The sequence below is a fragment of the Agrobacterium sp. LEGMi-208b genome (assembly GCF_059511785.1).
The window spans coordinates 1-21922 of the sequence record NZ_CM183445.1; the positions used below are offsets into that span (position 1 = coordinate 1).

Below are 21922 nucleotides of genomic sequence, written 5' to 3' on the forward strand. Positions count from 1 at the left end.
CCTAGGGGAGTCGAACCCCTCTTTTCAGAATGAAAATCTGACGTCCTAACCGATAGACGAAGGGCGCGTGCGCTTGTGGTGTGGCGCCCTTATAGTCAGGCTCCGGTTGGTCCGCAAGCGGAAAAATGCATGATTTGACAAAAAAATGACATGGGCGGCCACAAGCCCTGAAAAACAAGGATTTCTGTTTCGTAACAAATGGTTAAATGGTTGGGGCGGTGCTGTTTCGCTTGCGCGATAGGGGCCGATACTAGCTGCTTTGCGAAACGTGCGGTTTCTCAATGGCGCCGGCCAACGAAAATCAGGTCAGGTATTTTCCATATATCAACAGGCACACGAACATAATTATGATCGCATTGATGGCATACGCCAGCCACCGCATAAGTTTTGATTTCGAGGGACTGGCGGATATCAACCCGCTTAATATGTCTCCCAGAAATACAAGCAAACTATCCATCGCAAAATATGTCCGGGGTCGCGATCATCTTGTCGTTATGACTATATCAAGCTGACCAATTGAAAGTTCAAGTATTGCTGACCGGGCGGAGAATGAAATAATAAACAGGACCGGCTTTTGCTTCCGGTTATTTCAAAAAAAAACGGGACCGTGAGGCCCCGTTTTCGTTTGCATTCCGCAAGACGTCTTTTCCGGACGCATGCTCCCTTACGATCAGTGCAGAATCTGGCTGAGGAACAGCCGGGTGCGCTCGTGCTGCGGATTGTCGAAGAATTCGGCGGGCGAATTCTGTTCGACGATCTGGCCCTGGTCCATGAAGATGACGCGGTTGGCGACCTGGCGGGCAAAGCCCATTTCGTGGGTCACGCACAGCATGGTCATGCCGTCTTCAGCGAGGCTGACCATGGTGTCGAGCACTTCTTTCACCATTTCCGGATCGAGCGCGGAGGTCGGCTCGTCGAACAGCATGATCTTCGGCTTCATGCAGAGCGAACGGGCAATCGCCACACGCTGCTGCTGGCCGCCGGAGAGCTGGCCGGGATATTTATGGGCCTGCTCGGGGATTTTTACGCGCTTCAGATAGTGCATCGCCACTTCTTCGGCTTCCTTCTTGGGCATCTTGCGAACCCAGATCGGCGCCAGCGTGCAGTTTTCGAGGATGGTCAGATGCGGGAAGAGGTTGAAGTGCTGGAACACCATGCCAACCTCGCGGCGCACCTCGTCGATCTTCTTGAGATCGTTGGTGAGCTCGATGCCATCGACATTGATCGTACCCGACTGATGTTCTTCCAGCCGGTTGATGCAGCGGATCATGGTCGACTTGCCCGACCCCGAAGGACCGGCGATGACGATGCGCTCGCCCTTCATCACCTTGAGATTGATGTCGCGCAGCACGTGGAAGTCGCCATACCACTTGTTCATGCCGATGAGTTCGATTGCCACGTCCGTTGTCGAGACGGCCAGTTTTTTTGCTTGGGTTTCTGCCATTTGAGCGTCCCTTATCGTTTATGCCCGGTGTCGAGGTGCCGTTCCATGAACAGCGAATAACGCGACATGCCGAAGCAGAATATCCAGAATACGAAACCAGCGAAAATATAGCCAGTCATGGCGGTGACGGGTGTCGCCCAGTTCGCATCCGATTGGTTGAGTGTGACAATGCCGAGCAGATCGAACATGCCGATGATCGAGACCAGCGACGTGTCCTTGAACAGCCCGATGAAGGTGTTGACGATGCCCGGAATGACGAGCTTCAGCGCCTGCGGCAGCACGATCAGTCTCGTCTTCTGCCAGTAGTTCAGGCCGAGCGAATCCGCCCCTTCATATTGTCCCTTCGGAATGGCCTGCAGACCGCCGCGGATCACCTCCGCCATATAGGCCGAGGAGAACAGCGACACGCCGACGAGTGCGCGCAGGAACTTGTCGAAGGTCCAGCCTTCGGGCAGGAACAGCGGCAGCATGATGCTGGCGAAGAACAGGACGGTGATCAGCGGAATGCCTCTGATAACCTCAATGAAGAGCACGCAGAGCATCTTGATGACCGGCAGGTTCGACCGCCGGCCGAGCGCCAGAAGAATGCCGAAGGGCAGCGACACCGTGATCCCGAAGAACGACAGGATGAGGGTCACCATCAGGCCGCCCCAGAGCTGCGTTTCCACCTTCGGCAGGCCGAAGACGCCGCCGATGAGCAGGAAAAACGCAATGAAGGGCAGGATGATGAAAAGCGCCAGCGCATTCAGTCGCTTGAACGGCGCTTTTGGAATCAGCATCGGTATCAGCAGGATGGCGAACGTCACCATCACGAGGATGGGACGCCAGCGTTCGTCGATCGGATAGCGGCCGAAGACGAATTGTCCGAGCTTTGCCGAAACGAAAGCCCAGCACGCGCCGGACTGGCCGTCCGGCAATGCGCCGCCCTGTGAAGCGGTCAGGCAGGCGATGCGATCGCTGCCGGTCCATACCGCGTCGATGAACAGCCACTTGACGATCGGCGGCACCAGATAGGCGAGCAGGGCAAGGGCGAGAACCGTAAGGACAGTGTCCTTCGGCGTGGCGAAGAGTTTGGTGCGCAGCCAGTGACCGAAGCCGACGGCGCTCGAGGGCGCGGGTTTGGCGTCCTCGATGGTCTGTCGCACAAAAGCGTGATTGCTGATCGTCATCGTTATCGCTCCACCAGGGCCATTTTCGCGTTGAACCAGTTCATGACCACGGCCGTGAGAATGGACAGCGAGAGATAGATGACCAGCCAGATTGCAACGACTTCGACCGCCTGTCCCGTCTGGTTCAGGATCGTGCCGCCGACGGAGACGATGTCGGCGAAGCCGACAGCGACCGCAAGCGAGGAGTTCTTGGTCAGGTTGAGATACTGGCTTGTCAGCGGCGGGATGATGATGCGCATCGCCTGCGGAACGACGATCAGGCGCGTCGTGGTGCTGGAGCGAAGCCCGAGCGCATCCGCGGCCTCCGTCTGGCCCTTCGCCACGGCCTTGATGCCGCCGCGAACGATCTCGGCGATGAAGGAGGCGGTGTAGAAGGAAAGCGCCAGAAACAGCGACATGAATTCAGGTGCGACGACCGCGCCGCCCGAGAGATTAAAGCGCCCGGCAATCGGGTAGTCAAATGTCAGCGGTGCCCCGAGCGCCAGAAATGTCGCGAGCGGCAGGCCGATGACGAGAAGCGCGACCGTTATTCCGGTGCGGAACTGCTGGCCGGTTTTTTCCTGTCTGGCTTTCGCCCAGCGGTAAACGAAGACGCTGAGAACGATGGCGACGAGGAAGGACAGCGGTATCAGCCAGGTGCCTTCTCCCCAAAGCGGCTTGGGAAAGAAGAAGCCGCGATTGTTGAGATAACTTCCAAGCGGCAACTCCAGCGAATCGCGTGCCTGCGGCAGAACCGAGATGACGCCCTTGTACCAGAAGAAGATGACGAGCAGCGGCGGGATGTTGCGGAAGATTTCCACATAGGCCTGCGCGAGTTTCGAAATCAGCCAGTTGTTGGACAGCCGGGCGATGCCGACGATGAATCCGATGATCGAGGCGGCGATGATGCCGAAGAATGCAACCTGGATCGTATTGAGAATGCCAACGAGCAATGCCCGGCCATAGGTCGCGTCGCTGGTATAAGCGATCAGCGACTGGCCGATATCGAAACCGGCTCTTCCGTTGAGGAAGCCGAAACCGGATGAAATGTTTGCCCGTTGAAGATTGGTGATCGTATTCGTCACGATGATCCAGACGAAAGCGGCCAGGATGACGACTGTCAGAACCTGATAGAAAATTCCGCGTATACGTGGATCGTAGATAAGTGACGACGCGCTTTGCGCGCGCGATCGTTGCGAACTGACCGCGTTGCCTGCCATAGGCACCTTTCCCTTTTATGTGCTCTTTGCGAGCTTATTTATATAATTTGAAGCGGAGGCCGGGCGTTGCCCAGCCTCCCTATGATCCAGCCGTGATGGGGCCGATCAACGGACCGGCGGTGCGTATTGCAGGCCGCCCTTGGTCCACAGCGCGTTCTGGCCGCGCTCGATCTTCAGCGGCGAGCCAGCGCCGACGTTGCGGTCGAAGACTTCGCCGTAGTTACCCACCAGCTTGATGATGTTGTAGGCCCAGTCGTTGGTCACGCCGAGATCGGTACCGATCTTGGTGCCTTCTTCGGTGCCGAGCAGACGCTTTACGTCCGGGTTGGCGCTGGTCTTCTGTTCGTCGACGTTCTTGGAGGTGATGCCAAGTTCTTCGGCGTTGACCATCGCATAGTGAACCCAGGTCACGATGTCGAACCACTGGTCGTCACCCTGGCGAACGGCCGGGCCGAGCGGCTCCTTGGAGATGACTTCCGGCAGAACGACGTTTTCGTCCGGGTTCTTCAGCTTCAGACGGATTGCGTAGAGGCCGGACTGGTCGGTGGTGTAAACGTCGCAACGGCCCGAATCGTAAGCGGAGGTTGCGTCGGATTCCTTTTCGAAGACGACCGGATTGTACTGCAGATTGTTGGTCTTGAAGTAGTCGGCCAGGTTGAGCTCGGTGGTCGTGCCGGTCTGAACGCAGACGGCGGCGCCGGAGAGTTCGAGAGCGGACTTCACGTTGAGGCTCTTCTTGGCGATGAAGCCCTGGCCGTCATAATAGTTGACGGTGCGGAAGTTGAAGCCGAGCGACGTGTCGCGGCTGATCGTCCAGGTGGTGTTACGGGTCAGAACATCGACTTCGCCGGACTGCAGGGCCGGAAAGCGGTCCTTGCTCGAAAGGGCGACGAACTTGGCTTTCGACGGATCACCGAAAACCGCGGTGGCAATACCACGGCAATAGTCCACGTCGATGCCGGACCATTCGCCCTTGTCATCGGGATTGGAAAATCCCGGAATGCCAGCGCTGACGCCGCAGGTAACGAAACCTTTCGACTTGACGTCCTGAAGCGTTGCAGCCGAAGCGACCGAGGCTCCTCCCAAAACTGCTGCGCCGATGGCGGCTGACAGAATTGCCTTTTTCATTTTTCCCAACCTTTGTTTGTTATCGTCACTTGGAAGAGGACCGGCATGTTTGTTTTGCCCCAGCTCCCCCTTCAGCGAAATCTTTTTCGATCCGCTTTTTCTATCACAATCGCAATTGGCAGCGGGGTCAAGACGTGCGGGCAATAATTGTGCCTATAAAACGGAATTTTCCAAATTTTGGTCGGGAAGTGTGCAAAGGGTGAAAATATAAGCATATTTTTGCTGAATTCTGCATTTGCACAATATTTGTATACTTGTTGTATTCTGTTTGATCATGGATCAATCGACGCGATTTGCAAAGTGCGGCGGGACTTGACCTGACGTTTCGCTCTCAGCATTGTCGCACGCGTCAATGTTCCTTCGAAAGCTGATCTGAAATGACCAAGACAAATGACCTGCTTTCCGCCGCAGGTGTGAATACGCGCCTGGCCCATGGCGGCAACGATCCCGCGGACTGTTTCGGTTTCGTCAACCCGCCCATCGTGCGCGGCTCGACCGTACTTTTTCCCGATGCGGAGACGCTTTCGACCGAAAACCAGAAATACACCTACGGCACCCATGGCACGCCGACGACGGATGCGCTGTGCAATCTCGTCAATGAGCTGGAAGGTTCTTTCGGAACCATTCTCGTGCCCTCCGGGCTTGCGGCGATCACCGTTCCATTTCTTGCTTATCTTAGCGCGGGCGATCACGCCCTGGTGGTTGATTCCGTCTATTTCCCGACCCGCCGCTTCTGCAATGCGATGCTGAAGAAGCTGGGCGTCGAGATCGAATATTACGATCCGTCCATCGGCGATGGTATCGAGGCGCTTATCCGGCCGAACACCAGGCTGGTGCATCTGGAAGCGCCGGGTTCCAACACTTTCGAGATTCAGGATGTGCGGCTGATTACCGAGATCGCTCACCGGCACGATTGTGTGGTGACGATGGACAATACCTGGGCGACGCCGCTTTATTTCAGGCCGCTCGATTTCGGCGTCGACATTTCCATTCACGCCGCCACCAAATATCCATCCGGTCATTCCGACGTGTTGATGGGCTTCGTTTCGGCCAATGAAAAGCACTGGAAGGCGCTTTATCAGGCCAATGCCAATCTTGGCATCTGCGTCACCTCCGACGATGCCTATCAGATCCTGCGCGGCATGCGCACCATGGGAATAAGGCTGGCGCACCATCAGAAAAGCGCGCTCGACATCGCCACGTGGCTGGAGAGCCGGAACGATGTGGTTCGCGTGCTGCATCCGGCCTTGCCGAGCTTTGCCGGGCATGAACTCTGGAAGCGCGATTTCAAGGGCGCGAGCGGCGTCTTCTCCTTCGTGCTGAAGGCGGAAGAAGGCAAATACAAGCAGGCGGCTGCTGCCTTCCTGAATGCGCTGACCTTCTTCGGGCTCGGCTATTCCTGGGGTGGATATGAATCGCTTGCCGTTTCGGTCTCGCTTGTCGACAGGACCATCGCCAAGGGCCCGTCTGAAGGGCCGGTCATCCGCCTGCAGATCGGGCTCGAGGATGTCGCCGATCTCAAGAAGGACCTCGAGGCCGGATTTACGGCGGCGGCCGGGGTCTGACCCAGCCCTTAGCCCTTCGCGTGGTAGCCGTAGAGCCAGTCGAAGTCCTTCAGGAAGGCTTCCGTGGGACGGGTGGAAAACACCAGGTCCCGGGCAATGCGGACCGGGCCTCTGGCATGATAGGCAAAACGATTGAGAGAGGCCCGCTTCCGGGCCTTTTCTATGCGCGGCAGGCGCAACGCCTCGAAGGTGGCGAGGGCCTGCGGCACGGGCAGGGGCTTTCCGCTGTCGCTGCCTGCCATCGTTCCCGCAAGTTCAAACGCATCCTCTATCGCCATGGCCGCGCCCTGGGCGGCGAAGGGCATCATTGCATGCGCCGCATCGCCGATCAGCACCGTGTCGCGGCCATTGTGCCAGCGGCCGGGGCCGGCCTGATAGAGCGGCCAGAAGGTTGGATTTTCAGACGAATCGAGCAACCGGACGATGTCAGGATTGAAGCCGCGAAACTGTTCCAGCAGCATGGCTTTCTGTCGCCCGCTCGATTCCGCCCGCCAGGTTGCGCCGGGGTCAGCACCGAGCGCAATGGCGACGATGTTGAAGCCGCCGACTTCCTTGAGCGGATAGGCGACGATATGGCCGCCCGAGCCGAGATAGGCGGTGACGGCGCGTTTGTTGACGGCGGATGGCACAGCGTCCGCGGCGACCGTGAAGCGCCAGGCGACATTGCCGGAGAAGGTGGCTGTGGGCGCCGAAGGCACGGCGAAACGAGCCGCCGACCAGACGCCATCCGCGCCGACGATCAGATCGTGATCGCGGAAGGTGGTTGCGGCAATCACATCCACCGTGGCGTTTTCGATGCGTTTGCCGAGATGCAGCCGGCAGAGCGGGTTGCGTGTCACCGCCTGGAGAAGCGCGTTTTGCAGCGTCGAGCGGTGCAGCACGCCATAGGGTGCGCCCCAGCGTGTGCGGGCAACGGCGCCCATCGGCAGGGAAAGCAGCGTCGCCAGCGATTTTCCGGAGGCGAGGTCGACGCTGACCGGTTCAGTCCAGCGCGCCTCGATATCAGGCAAGGCCCCGAGCGTGGCCAGAATGCGGGCGGCATTGGGGGAAAGCTGCAGGCCGGCGCCGACTTCCGCCAGCTCGCCGGCCTGTTCGATGATGTCACAGTCGATCCCGTGCCGAGCAAAGGAAAGGGCAGCGGTGAGACCGGCGATGCCGGCACCGACAATGGCTACGGATTTGATGGGCATTGGTGCGCCCCGATCAGGAAAAGTGGAAGGTCAGGCGGCCTTCACGTGGAAGACGCAGCCCGGAGGATTGGTCTGCTCGGCCTTCAGCGACGGATTGTAGCGGTAAAGGGTGGAGCAGTAGGAACAGACCTTCTCGTTGTCGTCGCCCATATCGATGAAGATATGCGGATGATCGTAAGGCACGGAAGCGCCGGTGCACATGAATTCCTTGACGCCGATCTCGATCATGCGGTGTCCGCCATCGTTCTGGAAGTGGGGAATGGAATGCCCGGCCATGTTCGTCTCCAAATGCAATATCGTTATCGAGCCGCGATCCGTCTTCGCGTGCCGGCTCGTCGTTGCGGATATGTAGCCTCAAACGCATTGCATCTCCATAAAAATCGTCAGCAAAACATGTTCAATCTTGCGCTTTCCTGCCATATGGTCCGGCAAAAAGGATGTCCTTGATGAATCTCAACACGCCGCAATTTTCCGATTTTACCCATGATGGCCTTCGCCTTGCCTATTTCGACGAGGGCGATCCGGCGGGCGATCCGGTCTTGCTGATCCATGGCTTTGCCTCCAGCGCCAATGTGAACTGGGTGCATCCCGGCTGGGTGAAGACGCTGGGCGAGGCGGGCTACCGGGTGATCGCCATCGACAATCGCGGCCACGGCGCAAGCGACAAGCCGCATGATCCGGAAGCCTATTATCCTCCCGTCATGGCCGGGGATGCGGTGGCGCTGCTCAATCATCTCGGCATGGCTGAAGCCCATGTGATGGGATATTCCATGGGTGCGCGCATTTCCGCCTTTCTGGCCATGGCCCATCCGGAGCGTGTGCGTTCGCTGGTGTTCGGCGGGCTCGGTATCGGCATGGTGGAAGGCGTGGGTGACTGGGACCCGATTGCCGAGGCGCTTCTCGCCCCTTCGCTCGATGTCGTCACCCATGAGCGCGGCCGCATGTTCCGCGCCTTTGCCGACCAGACGAAAAGCGACCGGCTGGCGCTTGCCGCCTGTATCGAGACGTCCCGGGTTCTCGTTACGCGAAAACAGGCGGAAAAGATCGATGCGCCGACGCTGATTGCGGTCGGAACGAAGGATGATATCGCCGGTTCGGGTGAAGCGCTTGCCGCGATCATGCCGCATGCGCGGGCCATCGACATTCCCGGCCGCGACCACATGCTGGCCGTTGGCGACCGGGTGTTCAAGGCGGCGGTGCTGGAATTTTACCGCTCGCTTTGATCTCAACCATTTCCAGCAAAAGCGGAGCCCGGTTTTGCCTCCGGAAATGCGGCAAGGCTCAGGACGGCAAGAAACGGTTTTTCATGCTGCATGAAAAAAAACTGAAGCATTGTCGTCTTTAAAGTCGTCATTCGAATCCCATTTCTAATGCACGTCTTTTTCTGTATAAAGAACGACCACTGCAAACGAGGAGACCATTCATGGTCGCACGTACCGAGGCCCGTCAGCCTGAACAGCTGGCGATCGTCGATCCCATCTGGGGTAGCCTGCTCAATGAAGCCCGTAGTGCGGCGGCACAGGATCCGCTGCTTTCGGCCTTCCTTTATTCGACGATCCTCAATCACCGGTCCCTCGAAGACTGTGTGATCTACCGTATCTGTGAACTCCTCGATCATCCCGACATGCAGGCCGTGCTTCTGCGCCAGACCTTCCAGGACATGCTGGATGACTGGCCGGAATGGGGAAGCGTGCTGCGCGTCGACATTCAGGCCGTTTACGACCGCGACCCCGCCTGCACGCGCTTCATGGAGCCGCTGCTCTATTTCAAGGGGTTTCAGGCGATCCAGACCCACAGGCTCGCTCACTGGCTGCTGCAGAAGGGCCGCAAGGACTTTGCATTTTATCTGCAAAGCCGTTCCTCAAGCATCTTCCAGACCGATATCAATCCGGCCGCGCGCATCGGCAAGGGCATCTTCCTTGACCATGCGACCGGGCTTGTGGTCGGCGAGACGGCTGTCATCGGCGACAACGTTTCCATTCTCCACGGGGTGACGCTTGGCGGCACCGGCAAGGAGGGGTCGGACCGTCACCCGAAGATCGCCAATGGCGTGATGATCGGCGCGGGTGCGAAAATTCTTGGCAATATCGAGATAGGCAGCTGCTCGCGCATTGCCGCCGGTTCCGTGGTGCTGAAGCCGGTTCCGCCGAAGACAACGGTTGCCGGTGTGCCGGCGCGTGTGGTGGGAGAAGCAGGGTGTTCCGAACCCTCGCGCCTGATGGACCAGCTCATCGGAGCCGATATCTGACCGGGCCGTTTTGTGTTTCGACGGGTTCGGCATTTTCACGGTCATCCGTGTGGAAGACACGGATGACTTGCCGCTTTCACTTTACTTTGGCCTTTGTCCCATGCCAAAAGCGGGCCAACGCGAACCGCACAGGAGAATAGTGGTGAAAGCCGACGAAATCAAAAAACTCGACGCCTATTTCAAGCGCACCTTCAACGAGAAGATGATCGTCAAGGCGCGCCCGCGCAAGGATGATTCCGCCGAAGTGTATCTGGGCGAAGAGTTTCTCGGCGTCGTCTACATCGATGACGAGGACGGCGACCGTTCCTACAACTTCTCCATGGCAATCCTCGACGTCGATCTCTGATCGTCACCATCCGGTGACGGATGGGGTTTTGCATTAAAGCAGTCGCCCGTGGTGGTTACGCTGCGGGCGATTTGTTTTGTCGCGGGGTGATCTGCATCATCAGCCGCTCCCTCGGTCGCAATGTCACCCGCATCAGCGGTTCCGCGGATGCGGCGTTTCTGTTTTCGAGGTGGATCGTCTGCAGGATGACGGCAAGGATCGCCACGGCCTCCATCATGGCAAAAGCATTGCCGATGCAAACGCGCGGTCCGGCGCCGAAGGGCATATAGGCATAACGATGGCGTGCCTTCACCTTTTCAGCTTCGAAGCGGGACGGGTCGAAGCGGTCGGGCTCATCCCACAGGGCCGTGTGGCGGTGCACGGCGTAGATCGGCACATAAAGAACGGTTCCGGCTGGAATATCGTGTTCGCCAAGCCTGAAGTCCTGCAGCGCGGTGCGGGTGATGACGGGGGCAGGCGGGTAAAGCCGCATCGCCTCCGAAAACACCTGCCTGATATAGCCAAGGCTGGCGATATGTTCCGCCGCAACCGGCTTGCCGGCGGTGACGGTCTCGATTTCCTCCATGATCTTTCGTTCCACGTCCCGGTTTTGCGAGAGAAGGTGAAATGTCCAGGCAAGGCCGAGCGCGGTCGTTTCATGGCCGGCGGTGATGAAGGTCAGCAGATTGTCGATGATATCGGTGTCGTTCATCATCCGGCCGGTTTCCGGGTCTTTCGCTTCCAGAAGCATGGAGACCAGATCGGCTCTGTCGACCGGGTTTTTCCTTCGCCCGGCTATCACCGTCGCAAGGCTGGCGCGCAGATAATCCACCGAGGCCCGGGCCTTGCGCCGGCCCGGATGCGGCAGCCATTCCGGGGCGCCCAGCATGGCGAGCGCGAAGGTCCATCCAGTCGGCTTGAGATAGTCGGTAATGCTTTGCTCCACGCGGCCGATATCGATGCCATAGCCGCTGGACATCATGGTTTCGACGATGATGTCAAAGGTGGTGCGCATCATTTCATGGCCGATGTCGATGTCGGCGACGGGCGAAGACAGCCAGCGCCTTTGCGTGCGCTGTGCCGTCTCGATCATGACCGGCAGCAATTCCAGCAGCTTTTCATGGCGGAAGGCGGCGGCGACGGATTGTCTTTGCCATTTCCAATGATCGCCATCGGCGGTGAGAAGGCCCTGGCCGAGTGCGGGACCAAGCGCCCGGCGCACATCCTCACCTTTTCCAAGCAAGGGGGCATTCTTCACCAGAGCCTCGTGGATCAGCACGGGATCGGCAAGATGGACGCGCATGATGCCGCCAAGGCGGTTGAAGACCGCCGGCTCGCTGAATATCTCCGGCGGCAACGCCTTCAACGGATTACGGATCAGCGAGAATGCGAGGCGGGCCGTGGCGAGCTTGGATAGGGATTGCGGTCCGCTCGTATCGATGGACGGGGTGCGAAGGCCGGTTTCGGTCATCTGCTGGTCCTTTATGCCCGTTGAACAATGACAAGCTGCTGTTAAGGTGTGTACCTTATTTTAGGTAATTTAAGGTGCACACCTTAAATTTCAATAGCGGATGCGGTTTCAATAATGAGCGACGATACGAAACGATTGGCGCGATCACGGTCTTCCACGCGCGACAGGATACTGGACGCTGCTCTCGATCTCTTCAACGGGCGGGGGCCAGACCGTGTGACGACGGCGGAAATCGCCGAAGCGGTGACGATCAACGAGGGCAATCTCTATTACCATTTCCGTACCAAGGAAGTGCTGGTTCTTGCCCTTTTTGCGCGTTTCGAGGCCGATGCACTGGCTCTGGTCGCGACTATCGATGGGGCGGACGAGGGGGCTGCGGAGACCTATGCCGGCTTTCTGCGACAATGGTTCTCGCTGGTCTGGAATTACCGTTTTCTGTTTCGTGATCTGGTGGGCCTGGTGGCGCTCGCGCCGGGGCTGGTGGAGCCGGTCAGGACGATAAGCGCGGCAATGCGGCTTGCCGTCGGCGATATCGTCGGGCGAATGCAGAGGGCGGGGCTCATCTCCATTCCAGAAGGCGAGCGCGATGCGGTTTTGACCAATCTCTGGATCGTCGCGACCTATTGGGCCGCCTATCTCAATCTGCAGGAAGGCGTCAGCGAATTCGGACCGCAACAATTGCAGTGGGGCTTGCAGCAGGTCTCCAGCCTGTTCAGGCCTTATCTTTCTGCGGAAGCGATCGCTGCACTGGATGCGCTCGCCGAGAGTGAAGCCTGATATCTCCTGCCGGAGACATGACTGCCACATAAAACGCCCGCGACGATATTGCCGCGGGCGTTTTATGTTTTGTGGCAATTGCCGGTTGTCAGGCGGCCTTCAGCAGATGGCCATGCGGATCGAGGACGAACTTGGTTGCCGCACCCTGATCGAAGCTTTCATAGCCCTCTACGGCATCGTCAAGCGCGATGATCCTGGCGTTGACGATATCGGCAATCGGCAGGCGGTCGTGCAGGATCGCCTGCATCAGTTGGCGGTTATATTTCAGTACCGGTGTCTGGCCGGTGTGGAAGGATTGCGCCTTGGCCCAGCCAAGACCGAAACGCAGCGACAGGCTTCCCTGTTTTGCCGCAGCATCGACAGCGCCCGGATCTTCGGTGACATAAAGGCCGGGAATGCCGATGGAGCCCGCGGCGCGGGTGATTTCCATCATCTGGTTGAGAACGATGGCCGGCTGTTCGCCGCCCGCATGGCCCCGCGCTTCAAAGCCGACGGCGTCGATGGCGCTGTCCACCTCGTTGGTGCCGACGATCTGCGCGATCATGTCGCCCAGCCGGTCGCCCTTGGACAGATCGACGGGTTCGAAACCGACTTTGGCCGCATGGGCGAGGCGATCCTTGTTGAAATCGCCGATCATGACGACGGCAGCGCCCAGAATGCGGGCGGAGGCGGCAGCGGCAAGACCGACCGGGCCGGCGCCCGCAACATAGACCGTGGAGCCGACGCCGACGCCCGCCTTGACGGCGCCATGGAAGCCAGTCGGCAGAATGTCGGATAGCATGGTGAGGTCGCGGATCTTCGACATCGCCTTGTCGCGGTCGGGGAATTTCAGAAGGTTGAAGTCGGCATAGGGGATGGTGACATAACGGGCCTGTCCGCCGATCCAGCCGCCCATGTCGACATAACCGTAAGCGCCGCCCGCGCGTGACGGGTTCACCGTCAGGCAGACGCCGGTATCCTGCGACTTGCAGCAGCGGCAGCGGCCGCAGGCCACGTTGAACGGCACGGAGACGATATCGCCGATGTCCAGCATCTCGACGTCGACGCCTTTTTCGATGACTTCGCCGGTGATCTCATGGCCGAGAACAAGACCCGGCATCGCCGTCGTGCGGCCACGCACCATATGCTGGTCGGAGCCGCAGATATTCGTGGAAATCACCTTGAGAATGACGCCGTGCTCGATGCGGCGGCCATCCGGGGCCTCAAGCTTGGGGTCGTCGATGTCGCGGACTTCGACCTGACCCGGCCGCATGTAAACGACGCCTCTGTTCCTGCTCATATCCATCTCCTCCATGGGTTGAACATCAATGCCGGCCCGCTCCTTGGCGGGTTGGATATCGTCAAACTAAGCACATGACCGCTATTCGGCTTGCGCAGAACCTTCCGGCGGAGCAATGGAAAAGGAGTGGTTGCACGCCTTTAAAGACGCGGTCTGCCTCCCGATCAACACCCGCCGCAGCCCTCGGCATTCACCGGCTTTTCGATCATTTCTCCTCAAATCTCGAAGTCGAACCGGATATCCGCAGCAAACCATGTAGAGAGCGGCTTGTCGTTCGGGAATACGACACGCCATGTGATCGCAACGACACAGACGTCACGTTTGTCGTGCATTCAGGGCCGCGTGACGAGTCACAATCCCACTGGTGGCCTGGAAGCAGGGGAATAGCGCTTTCAGGGAGGGGCGGCGAACAGCAAAAAGCAGTTTTGGTGGAAACCCTGCATTTGCTCTGTTGCACGTTAAAGTCCAGACGATAGATTGCATGATCCAGTTCAGGAATTTAATTATGGCTTTATTTAAAAAAATCTGTTTTGCAATATCTGCATTGATCGTTGCCCCGCATGTGGTTTTGCTTCTGGCCGCAAGGCCTGAAAACCCGATCTTCAAAGACATCGAGGCGTGGAGCGAAAAACTTCTTGGAAAAAAGGTCCGGCGGCGAGCTGACCTTTTCATGAACGCGATAGAATTGCTCTCGAAGACAGCGGAATTTCGTAACCTTTTCTACTATCGTTTGCCGAGAGCGCGTTTCTTCAAGTTTTTATCCCGCCCTGAAAGCACGCTGCATATCCACACCGCCAATATCGGCCCCGGTCTCTTCATCCAGCACGGGTTCGCGACCATTATTTCGGCGGAGTCGATCGGGGCCGGTTGCTGGATAAACCAGCAGGTCAGCATCGGTTATACCGACGCGACAGGGGCGCCAAAAATCGGGAACAACGTGACCATCAACGCAGGCGCCAAAGTGCTTGGCAATATTGTCGTGGGTGACAATGTGAAAGTTGGCGCCAATGCGGTCGTCCTGAAAAATGTCCCCCCCGATTGCACCGTTGTGGGCGTTCCTGCTCGTATTGTAAGACGTGCAGGAACGAGGGTGGATGAAGCGCTTTGAAGCGCGCTCGAATGCCGCTGCTTGGCTTGAATGCCAACGGTCGGATCGCTGGCATGGCTGGACCGGAGAAGCGTTGCGACCTATCGGTCGAGCGGTTTTCTGAGACGGCCGGCGGCGTCCTGAATATATTGCCATGCGACGCGGCCCGAGCGGCCGCCGCGCGTGGTCGCCCATTCCAGCGCTTCGTGGTGCAGGGTCTCGCGGTCCAGCCCCAGATCGAAATGGGCGGCATAGCTGTCGATCATCGTCAGATAATCTTCCTGACCACATTTGTGGAAGCCGAGCCACAGTCCGAAACGATCCGAAAGCGAGACTTTTTCCTCGACCGCTTCCGAAGGGTTGATGGCGGTGGACTGCTCGTTTTCCATCATGTGGCGCGGCAGAAGATGGCGGCGGTTGGAGGTCGCGTAAAAGAGGACGTTGTCCGGCCGGCCCTCGATGCCGCCGTCAAGCGCTGCTTTCAGCGATTTATAGGCGGTGTCGTCATGGTCGAAGGAGAGGTCGTCGCAGAAGACGATGACGCGGTGGCCTGACGCCTTCAATATGTCGAGCAAGGCGGGCAGGGTGTGGATGTCCTCGCGGTGCACTTCCACCAGTTTCAGGGAAACGCCGCTTGCGGCGCGCACATCTTCGTGAACGGCCTTGACCAGCGAGGATTTGCCCATGCCGCGCGCACCCCACAGAAGCACGTTATTGGCGGCAAAACCTTCCGCAAAACGCAGCGTGTTCTCGTGGAGAATGTCGCGGACATGGTCGACGCCACGGATCAGCTTCAGTGCGATGCGGTTGGGGCGGGCAACCGGCTGGATAAACGAGTTGGCTGGCACCCAGACGAAACAATCCGCCGTATTCCAGTCGTTTACGGCGGGCGCCGGTCCGGCCAGACGTTCCACGGCAATGGTGAGCCGGCGCAGTTCTGAAAGAAGCAGGGAGGCCGTTTCTTCTCGAATCATGGTGTTTCTTCCGCTTGTCTGGTGTTCAAAACTCTGTTTTGCACCCGGCCTAGCATGGTGTTTCAGGCCCATAAAGGTTAAGAGGTCCGGAATCGGTACGGCGAGGGCCCTGCATCTGTTGCAATCCCGGCGTTCCCCACTATATTCCGGCGGCTTGAAAGCTGGGGCGGCATCCAAGGTCGTGCCGTAATTCTGAGGAGTTTTATATGTTCATTAGTCAAGCTTTTGCCCAGGACGCAGCGGGCGGCGCATCGGCCTTCGGTTCCGGCCTTGAAATGCTTTTCCTGTTTGCGCCGCTCATGGTGGTCTGGTACTTTTTCCTCATCCGCCCGCAGCGCGCGCAGATGAAGAAGCGCCAGGAAACGCTGACCAACATTCGCCGTGGCGATCAGGTCGTTCTTGGCGGCGGCATCGTCGGCAAGGTGACCAAGGTCATCGATGACAATGAACTCGAAGTCGAAATCGCCGAAGGCGTGAAAATCCGTGCCGCCCGTGCCTACATTGCCGAAGTGCGTGTGAAGGGCGAAGTGGTCAAGACGGAAGCCGCTTCCTGATCCTGTTGGATTACCGAATGCCCGATTGCGAATTTTGACGGGTTGCGCGTAGCGCGACCCCAACCCTGACCGAGATCGAAATGCTTCATTTTTCCCGTTGGAAAACAGTCTTCATCTGGCTGCTTGTGCTGGCAAGCGTCTTTATCGCCTCTCCCAACCTGTTTACGGACAAACAGCTGGAGGGCATGCCTGCCTGGTACAAGGACAACAAGGTAACGCTCGGTCTCGACCTTCAGGGCGGTTCGCACATCATGCTCAAGATCGAGCGTTCCGACATCGTCAAGGAACGGCTTGAAACGATCGTGGGGGATGTGCGCACGCAGCTTCGCGACGCCAACATCCGCTATTCGGGGCTCACCGGCAACGGCCAGCAGATTCAGGTCCGCATCAGCGATCCCGCTCAGGTGGAAGCAGCCAAGACCGCACTTCGCGATCTGACGCAGCCGGTGTCCGCCGGCACGCTGGTCGGCGGCTCCATCACCGAAGTGACGATGAATGACGGCGGCGACAATCTGCTCAGGCTCAACCTGACGGATGAAGGCATCGATTACCGCCTGTCATCCGCCGTTTCGCAGTCCATCGAAGTCGTTCGCCGCCGTGTTGACGAAGTCGGCACCACCGAGCCGCTTATCCAGCGTCAGGGTTCGGACCGCATCATCGTGCAGGTGCCCGGCCTTCAGGATCCGCAGCGCCTGAAATCGCTTTTGAACCAGACGGCAAAGCTCTCCTTCCGCATGGTCGACACCACCATGCCGGTGCAGGAAGCCATGAACGGCCGTCCGCCCGCGACGTCGGAAGTTCTCTATTCGCAGGACGATCCGCCGGTTCCCTATCTGGTGGAACGCCGCGCGCTCGTTTCCGGCGACAATCTCGTCGACGCACAGGCAAGCTTCAACCAGCAGACCAACGAACCCGTCGTCACCTTCCGCTTCGACAGCCGCGGCGCGCAGCGCTTCGCGCAGGCGACGCAGCAGAATGTCGGCAAGCCTTTCGCCATCGTCCTCGACAACCAGGTCATCTCCGCGCCTGTCATCCGCGAGCCGATCATTGGCGGTTCGGGGCAGATTTCCGGTAATTTCTCGGTGCAGGGCGCCAACGATCTCGCGGTTCTGCTGCGTGCGGGCGCATTGCCGGCCACGCTGACCGTGGTTGAAGAACGCACCGTCGGCCCGAGCCTCGGTAACGACTCCATCACCGCCGGTCTGACGGCGAGCGCCATCGGCGCCGTCGGCGTCCTCATCTTCATGTTTGTCTTTTATGGCTTCTTCGGCCTGCTGGCGAATATCGCCCTTGTGGTCAACGTCGTCATGTTGCTGGCCGTTCTCAGTGTGATCGGATCGACGCTGACGCTACCGGGTATTGCCGGTATCGTCCTGACCATCGGTATGGCGGTGGATTCCAACGTTCTGATCTATGAGCGCATACGCGAGGAGGTGAAGAGCGGCAAACCGCTGATCCAGTCTCTGGATAACGGCTTCACCCGCGCCTTCGCGACCATCATCGACGCCAACCTGACGACGCTGATCGTGGCGAGCGTGCTGTTCTACATGGGCACCGGCCCCGTCAAGGGCTTCGCCGTCACGCTGGCTGTCGGTATCATCACCACCGTCTTCACCGCCTATACGCTGACAGCGTGGATGTTCGGCTACTGGGTTCGCCGCAGCCGTCCGAAACACCTGCCGAAGGGTGTCCGCACCGCCATGTTCGACGGTCGCGATATACCCTTCATGCGTTATCGCCGCGTGGTGTTCATGATCACCGGCGCGATCATGCTCGCCTGTATCGGCGGTTTCATGGCCAAGGGTCTGAACCTTGGCATCGACTTCCAGGGCGGCTCGGTCATCGAAGTGCGCGCCAAGCAGGGTGAAGCCGATCTCGCCGATATTCGCGATCGTCTGAACCAGCTCAACCTCGGTGAAATCCAGGCGCAGAATTTCGGTACGCCGCAGGATGTTCTCATCCGCATCCAGGCGCAGGACGGCGGCGAAAATGCCGAGCAGTCCGCCATCACCATGGTGCGCGGCGAGCTGGAGGACAAATACGATTTCCGCCGTGTGGAAGTCGTCGGTCCGGCCGTATCGGGTGACCTGACCTTTACCTCCACGATCGGCATCCTGCTCGCCATGACCGCGATCATGGTCTACATCTGGGTTCGCTTCGAGTGGCAGTTCGCGCTCGGTGCGGTCATCTCCATGGTGCATGACGTGGTCTTTACCATCGGCCTCTTCGTCTTCCTGGGGATAGAATTCAACCTCACCAGTATCGCGGCGATCCTGACGATCATCGGTTATTCGCTGAACGATACGGTGGTCATCTATGACCGTATCCGCGAAAACCTCAGGCGTTATAAAAAGATGCCGCTGTCGATGATTATCGACGTGTCGCTCAACCAGACCCTGTCGCGTACGATCCTTACCGGTCTGACCGTGCTTCTGGCGCTGCTTGCGCTCTACCTCTTCGGTGGCGAGGTTATCCGCTCCTTCACCTTCGCGATGCTGTTCGGTGTCGGTATCGGCGTGTTCTCGTCGCTCTACATCGCCGCACCGGTGCTGATCGCCTTCAAGCTGCGTCCAGACAGCAAGGATGCGGAAGATGAGAAGGACGACAAGAAAGAAAACAACACCGGCGCCATTGGCGGCAAGCCTGCCGTCTGATGGCCGGCGGGATCGAAATACGCCCGGCCCATTTTCCTGGCCGGGCGCCCATCGATGCCTATGGCAATGGCGGGTTCCGTTTTGCCGACATGTCGCACCGTGGTTCGCTTCTGCTCCTGCCTTCGGGCATTTACGGGTGGGAGCCTGTCGATGCGAAGGAACTGACCGTCGGACATTTCGAAAAGGTTCTGGCGGAAGCGCAGGATATCGAAGTGCTGCTGATCGGGACGGGCGACGGCATGCGGGTTCTGCCGAAGGAATTGCGCACCGCCTTCAAGGAGGCGGGCATTTCGGTCGACCCGATGGGCACGGGTGCCGCCGTGCGCACCTATAATATCATGCTGTCGGAATCGCGTGCCGTGGCCGCGGCGCTGATTGCCGTTGAAGGCTGACAGGACGTTTCGCGCGGGGAACCATGGCACCCACAGAAAATCTCGACGTCTGCCTCGCGACGCTGCGCGATACCGATCGCGACCGCTATCTCGCCTGTCTTCTGTCGCCTGCCGAAAAGCGTAATGCCCTTGCGGCGCTATATGCCTTCAATGCCGAAATCGCCCGCATCCGCGATTCCGTGCGCGAGGCGCTGCCCGGCGAGGTGCGCATGCAATGGTGGCGCGATCTTCTTGACGGCAATCCGCACGGCGACAGCCAGTCCCACCCGGTCGCTGCCGCGCTTTTGACGACGGTCGAGCACTATCGCCTGCCGCGGCCGGTGCTGGCCAATATGATCGAGGCGCGCATCTTCGACCTCTATGACGACCTGTTCGAGGATCGCAATGCGCTGGAAGGCTATGCCGGAGAGACCGCATCCGCATTGATCCAGCTCGCAAGTCTCGTGCTTTCCGCCGAGGACGCCGCGTCCAGCGCGGAGGCGGCAGGTCACGCGGGCGTGGCGCAGGCGATGGCCGGCATGTTGCTGCTCATGCCGCTGCACCGGCGTCGCGGGCAGGTCTATATTCCCGCCGACATGCTGGCTGCGGCCGGGCTCGATCGCGAGACCTTTCTTGAAGGGCAGGACAGGCAGCGCATCGGCATCGCCATCGAGATTTTTGCGGCCCATGCGCTGGATCATATCGAGAAGGCAAGACGCGCGAAGATTTCGAAAAATCTCTTTGCTGCCTATCTTCCCGTCGCCCTGTCCGGCCCGGTCATCGCTGCCGCCAGAAAGGCGGGGAGCGGCGTATTCGACGGCGACCTGCAGCTGTCGCAGCTTCGCCGGCAATGGCTGCTGGCAAAGGCTTCCTTCCTCAAGCGTTTCTGATTGCGCGCGCGGCGAAACGACGTCAATCCCGCAGAGCCACACTTCACACAAGCCTCGGTCTATATGAACCTGAGCCGGGTTCGCATCGTTTCGATTCGCGAATCGTGATGTTTCGATGCTGAGGGAGCGTCCCGGATGAGTATTGCGATCTGGATTATCGTTTTCGTGCTGCTTTCGGTCTTCGCTGTTTATGCCTGGCGCATGTCGCGGGCGACGGATGAGGATAACAGTCATGATGTGGGGCAGGCGATCATGGATTTCGCCCGCGCCTTTCCCAACGAGGCGATCAGAAGTCTGCATATGACGGCGGATGGCGGCGCCGCCTTCGTGCGGCTGCATGACAACAAGGCCGGCTTCATGCGCAATATGGGGTCGCATTATGTGTGCGTGATGATCGACCCCGAGCGCATCCGGGTCGAGAGTCTGGAAAGCGGTGACGGTTTCGTCGTCACCTTTTTCGACATGCCGAAATATAGTGGCTCATACCGGTTCAAATCGGCCGGCGAGGCGGCCGAGGTTTCTCTCTGGCTGCTCGGCAGTCTGGTGGAGGCGCAGGATCATCACGACGAAGGGAAGCTGCCCTCGGATAGTTGAGCGACGCCTGGTCTTAGCCGTCACTGTCCGTCAAGCGGCGGGTTCGCACCGGCCTGCTGGCGTTCGCGCCAGATGATGAACAGGCCGGATGCGACGATGATGAGAATGCCGAGCCATTTCGACGGCGTCGGGAAATCGGAAAACAGCGCATAACCGAGGATCGTCGCCGAAATGATCTCGAAATACTGGAAAGGCGCCAGCAGAGAGAGCGGCGCCAGCCGGAAGGCCCTGACGATCAGCAGGTGCATGTAGCCGGATATCGATCCCAGCAGGATCAGCAGGGTGAGGGCAAAGCCGGATTGCGGCAGCGAGACGGCAAAATCCTTGTCGCCCAGCGCATCGCCGGCGAAAAGTGCGGCCCCCATGAATACGGTCCCCGCAATGCCGGACATGGTCTGCATGACCAGCGGGCTGTCGGCATCGCCGATGGCGCGGTTCAGGAACAGGTAGAGCGTATAAAGAAAGGCGCAGGCGACCGGCAGAAGCGATGTCCAGCCGAAGATTTCGAAACTGGGCTGAATGACGATCAGCGCGCCGCCGAAGCCGACCGCAATCGCCGTCCAGCGCTTCCAGCCGACCCTGTCGCCGAGGAAGAGGGCCGACATCATCGTCAGCATGAAAGGCTCGACGAAATAGATCGCGAAGACGTCCGCAAGAGGCATGTATTTGACGGCAGCGAAGAACATCAGGCTGGCCGAGGCGTGCAACACGCCGCGCAGGCAGTTCATCCACGGTCGTTTGGCGCTGAACAGCGCCCTGGGCGACACCACGAGCAGCAGCGGCAGTGTGCACAGCACCTGGAAAAAGAAGCGGTAGAAGGTTACCTGCGCCGGCGACATGCCGCCGCTGACCGCCATGTATTTGGCGATCGCATCCATGACCGGCAGCACCAGCATGCAACCCGCCATGATGGTCATGCCCCTGGCGATATCGTTGAAACCGGTCTGGCTGGTCATGGATCGGGGAGTCATGGGTGAGGCTGCGCTTTCGACCAAAGGTCCAA

At 59.1% G+C, this 21922-nt stretch carries 22 protein-coding genes; 11 read left to right on the forward strand and 11 right to left on the reverse strand.

The window, feature by feature from the left end; translation table 11 throughout:
• Positions 1–670: 670 nt before the first annotated feature.
• From AC5YUO_RS00005 to AC5YUO_RS00020, 4 genes are all read right to left on the reverse strand, one after another.
• A complete protein-coding gene (locus AC5YUO_RS00005) occupies positions 671–1444 on the reverse strand; it encodes an amino acid ABC transporter ATP-binding protein (protein WP_400818401.1) in 774 nt (257 codons plus the stop codon).
• Between the two features lie 11 nt (positions 1445–1455).
• Positions 1456–2613, reverse strand: a complete 1158-nt coding sequence (locus AC5YUO_RS00010; RefSeq protein ID WP_400818404.1) for an amino acid ABC transporter permease — start codon at positions 2611–2613, stop codon at positions 1456–1458.
• Positions 2614–2615: 2 nt separating this feature from the next.
• Entirely contained in the window at positions 2616–3812 is a 1197-nt protein-coding gene (locus AC5YUO_RS00015; RefSeq protein ID WP_496153823.1) for an amino acid ABC transporter permease, read from the reverse strand.
• A gap of 105 nt (positions 3813–3917) precedes the next feature.
• Complete coding sequence (locus tag AC5YUO_RS00020) at positions 3918–4940, reverse strand: amino acid ABC transporter substrate-binding protein (RefSeq protein WP_400818409.1); 1023 nt, start codon at positions 4938–4940, stop codon at positions 3918–3920.
• Positions 4941–5317: 377 nt separating this feature from the next.
• On the opposite strand from AC5YUO_RS00020, the gene AC5YUO_RS00025 reads away from it, so the two are divergent.
• Entirely contained in the window at positions 5318–6505 is a 1188-nt protein-coding gene (locus AC5YUO_RS00025; protein WP_496153824.1) for a cystathionine beta-lyase, read from the forward strand.
• Between the two features lie 8 nt (positions 6506–6513).
• On the opposite strand, the gene AC5YUO_RS00030 is transcribed toward AC5YUO_RS00025, so the two are convergent.
• Together AC5YUO_RS00030 and AC5YUO_RS00035 are read right to left on the reverse strand one after the other, a co-directional pair.
• On the reverse strand, positions 6514–7695 hold the full coding sequence (locus AC5YUO_RS00030; protein WP_496153825.1) for an FAD-dependent monooxygenase: 1182 nt from the start codon (positions 7693–7695) through the stop codon (positions 6514–6516).
• 30 nt (positions 7696–7725) lie between these two features.
• A complete protein-coding gene (locus AC5YUO_RS00035) occupies positions 7726–7971 on the reverse strand; it encodes a zinc-finger domain-containing protein (RefSeq protein WP_035261222.1) in 246 nt (81 codons plus the stop codon).
• Positions 7972–8141: 170 nt separating this feature from the next.
• Between AC5YUO_RS00035 and AC5YUO_RS00040 the strand changes: the two genes are divergently transcribed.
• Positions 8142–8918 carry an alpha/beta fold hydrolase gene (locus tag AC5YUO_RS00040; RefSeq protein WP_496153826.1) on the forward strand — a complete coding sequence of 259 codons (777 nt, stop codon included), beginning with the start codon at positions 8142–8144 and terminating at the stop codon, positions 8916–8918.
• A gap of 2 nt (positions 8919–8920) precedes the next feature.
• Here AC5YUO_RS00040 and AC5YUO_RS00045 read toward each other — a convergent pair whose 3' ends face one another.
• Entirely contained in the window at positions 8921–9049 is a 129-nt protein-coding gene (locus AC5YUO_RS00045) for a hypothetical protein (protein WP_496153827.1), read from the reverse strand.
• 69 nt (positions 9050–9118) lie between these two features.
• Between AC5YUO_RS00045 and cysE the strand changes: the two genes are divergently transcribed.
• Positions 9119–9943 (forward strand): serine O-acetyltransferase, encoded by an 825-nt coding sequence (gene cysE / locus AC5YUO_RS00050; protein WP_400818422.1) that lies wholly within the window; start codon positions 9119–9121, stop codon positions 9941–9943.
• A 142-nt stretch (positions 9944–10085) separates the two neighbouring features.
• A complete protein-coding gene (locus tag AC5YUO_RS00055) occupies positions 10086–10289 on the forward strand; it encodes a DUF3126 family protein (protein WP_003502851.1) in 204 nt (67 codons plus the stop codon).
• A 55-nt stretch (positions 10290–10344) separates the two neighbouring features.
• Here AC5YUO_RS00055 and AC5YUO_RS00060 read toward each other — a convergent pair whose 3' ends face one another.
• Entirely contained in the window at positions 10345–11739 is a 1395-nt protein-coding gene (locus AC5YUO_RS00060; protein WP_496153828.1) for a cytochrome P450, read from the reverse strand.
• 114 nt (positions 11740–11853) lie between these two features.
• Here AC5YUO_RS00060 and AC5YUO_RS00065 point away from each other — a divergent pair, with 114 nt between their 5' ends.
• Positions 11854–12516 (forward strand): TetR/AcrR family transcriptional regulator, encoded by a 663-nt coding sequence (locus AC5YUO_RS00065; RefSeq protein WP_496153829.1) that lies wholly within the window; start codon positions 11854–11856, stop codon positions 12514–12516.
• Between the two features lie 88 nt (positions 12517–12604).
• On the opposite strand, the gene fdhA is transcribed toward AC5YUO_RS00065, so the two are convergent.
• On the reverse strand, positions 12605–13795 hold the full coding sequence (gene fdhA, locus AC5YUO_RS00070; RefSeq protein ID WP_496153830.1) for a formaldehyde dehydrogenase, glutathione-independent: 1191 nt from the start codon (positions 13793–13795) through the stop codon (positions 12605–12607).
• 481 nt (positions 13796–14276) lie between these two features.
• On the opposite strand from fdhA, the gene AC5YUO_RS00075 reads away from it, so the two are divergent.
• Entirely contained in the window at positions 14277–14903 is a 627-nt protein-coding gene (locus tag AC5YUO_RS00075; RefSeq protein WP_496153831.1) for a serine O-acetyltransferase, read from the forward strand.
• Positions 14904–14983: 80 nt separating this feature from the next.
• Here AC5YUO_RS00075 and AC5YUO_RS00080 read toward each other — a convergent pair whose 3' ends face one another.
• A complete protein-coding gene (locus AC5YUO_RS00080; protein WP_496153832.1) occupies positions 14984–15856 on the reverse strand; it encodes an ATP-binding protein in 873 nt (290 codons plus the stop codon).
• Positions 15857–16062: 206 nt separating this feature from the next.
• Here AC5YUO_RS00080 and yajC point away from each other — a divergent pair, with 206 nt between their 5' ends.
• The 5 genes from yajC (at position 16063) to AC5YUO_RS00105 (ending at position 20919) form a co-directional block, all read left to right on the forward strand.
• The gene (yajC, locus tag AC5YUO_RS00085; protein ID WP_003524964.1) at positions 16063–16410 is read left to right on the forward strand and encodes a preprotein translocase subunit YajC; all 348 of its coding nucleotides are present in this window, start codon (positions 16063–16065) and stop codon (positions 16408–16410) included.
• An 80-nt stretch (positions 16411–16490) separates the two neighbouring features.
• Positions 16491–19064, forward strand: a complete 2574-nt coding sequence (secDF, locus tag AC5YUO_RS00090; protein WP_496153833.1) for a protein translocase subunit SecDF — start codon at positions 16491–16493, stop codon at positions 19062–19064.
• Positions 19064–19456, forward strand: a complete 393-nt coding sequence (locus tag AC5YUO_RS00095; protein ID WP_496153834.1) for an Mth938-like domain-containing protein — start codon at positions 19064–19066, stop codon at positions 19454–19456. Before secDF ends, AC5YUO_RS00095 begins: the two co-directional genes overlap by 1 nt.
• Before the next feature lie 23 nt (positions 19457–19479).
• Entirely contained in the window at positions 19480–20325 is an 846-nt protein-coding gene (locus AC5YUO_RS00100; RefSeq protein ID WP_400818442.1) for a phytoene/squalene synthase family protein, read from the forward strand.
• A 135-nt stretch (positions 20326–20460) separates the two neighbouring features.
• On the forward strand, positions 20461–20919 hold the full coding sequence (locus AC5YUO_RS00105) for a hypothetical protein (RefSeq protein WP_496153835.1): 459 nt from the start codon (positions 20461–20463) through the stop codon (positions 20917–20919).
• Between the two features lie 20 nt (positions 20920–20939).
• Here the strand turns inward: AC5YUO_RS00105 and AC5YUO_RS00110 are convergent, their stop codons facing one another.
• Positions 20940–21875, reverse strand: coding sequence for a DMT family transporter (locus AC5YUO_RS00110; RefSeq protein ID WP_496154875.1), 936 nt, complete (start codon positions 21873–21875; stop codon positions 20940–20942).
• Positions 21876–21922: the final 47 nt, after the last annotated feature.

What these genes read in the sequence shown, in the direction of transcription:
- AC5YUO_RS00005 (WP_400818401.1), bottom strand. Translation starts at nt 1,444, where the DNA reads ATGGCAGAAACCCAAGCAAAAAAACTGGCCGTCTCGACAACGGACGTG.
- AC5YUO_RS00010 (WP_400818404.1), bottom strand. Translation starts at nt 2,613, where the DNA reads ATGACGATCAGCAATCACGCTTTTGTGCGACAGACCATCGAGGACGCC.
- AC5YUO_RS00015 (WP_496153823.1), bottom strand. Translation starts at nt 3,812, where the DNA reads ATGGCAGGCAACGCGGTCAGTTCGCAACGATCGCGCGCGCAAAGCGCG.
- AC5YUO_RS00020 (WP_400818409.1), bottom strand. Translation starts at nt 4,940, where the DNA reads ATGAAAAAGGCAATTCTGTCAGCCGCCATCGGCGCAGCAGTTTTGGGA.
- AC5YUO_RS00025 (WP_496153824.1), top strand. Translation starts at nt 5,318, where the DNA reads ATGACCAAGACAAATGACCTGCTTTCCGCCGCAGGTGTGAATACGCGC.
- AC5YUO_RS00030 (WP_496153825.1), bottom strand. Translation starts at nt 7,695, where the DNA reads ATGCCCATCAAATCCGTAGCCATTGTCGGTGCCGGCATCGCCGGTCTC.
- AC5YUO_RS00035 (WP_035261222.1), bottom strand. Translation starts at nt 7,971, where the DNA reads ATGGCCGGGCATTCCATTCCCCACTTCCAGAACGATGGCGGACACCGC.
- AC5YUO_RS00040 (WP_496153826.1), top strand. Translation starts at nt 8,142, where the DNA reads ATGAATCTCAACACGCCGCAATTTTCCGATTTTACCCATGATGGCCTT.
- AC5YUO_RS00045 (WP_496153827.1), bottom strand. Translation starts at nt 9,049, where the DNA reads ATGACGACTTTAAAGACGACAATGCTTCAGTTTTTTTTCATGCAGCAT.
- cysE (WP_400818422.1), top strand. Translation starts at nt 9,119, where the DNA reads ATGGTCGCACGTACCGAGGCCCGTCAGCCTGAACAGCTGGCGATCGTC.
- AC5YUO_RS00060 (WP_496153828.1), bottom strand. Translation starts at nt 11,739, where the DNA reads ATGACCGAAACCGGCCTTCGCACCCCGTCCATCGATACGAGCGGACCG.
- AC5YUO_RS00065 (WP_496153829.1), top strand. Translation starts at nt 11,854, where the DNA reads ATGAGCGACGATACGAAACGATTGGCGCGATCACGGTCTTCCACGCGC.
- fdhA (WP_496153830.1), bottom strand. Translation starts at nt 13,795, where the DNA reads ATGAGCAGGAACAGAGGCGTCGTTTACATGCGGCCGGGTCAGGTCGAA.
- AC5YUO_RS00075 (WP_496153831.1), top strand. Translation starts at nt 14,277, where the DNA reads ATGATCCAGTTCAGGAATTTAATTATGGCTTTATTTAAAAAAATCTGT.
- AC5YUO_RS00080 (WP_496153832.1), bottom strand. Translation starts at nt 15,856, where the DNA reads ATGATTCGAGAAGAAACGGCCTCCCTGCTTCTTTCAGAACTGCGCCGG.
- yajC (WP_003524964.1), top strand. Translation starts at nt 16,063, where the DNA reads ATGTTCATTAGTCAAGCTTTTGCCCAGGACGCAGCGGGCGGCGCATCG.
- secDF (WP_496153833.1), top strand. Translation starts at nt 16,491, where the DNA reads ATGCTTCATTTTTCCCGTTGGAAAACAGTCTTCATCTGGCTGCTTGTG.
- AC5YUO_RS00095 (WP_496153834.1), top strand. Translation starts at nt 19,064, where the DNA reads ATGGCCGGCGGGATCGAAATACGCCCGGCCCATTTTCCTGGCCGGGCG.
- AC5YUO_RS00100 (WP_400818442.1), top strand. Translation starts at nt 19,480, where the DNA reads ATGGCACCCACAGAAAATCTCGACGTCTGCCTCGCGACGCTGCGCGAT.
- AC5YUO_RS00105 (WP_496153835.1), top strand. Translation starts at nt 20,461, where the DNA reads ATGAGTATTGCGATCTGGATTATCGTTTTCGTGCTGCTTTCGGTCTTC.
- AC5YUO_RS00110 (WP_496154875.1), bottom strand. Translation starts at nt 21,875, where the DNA reads ATGACCAGCCAGACCGGTTTCAACGATATCGCCAGGGGCATGACCATC.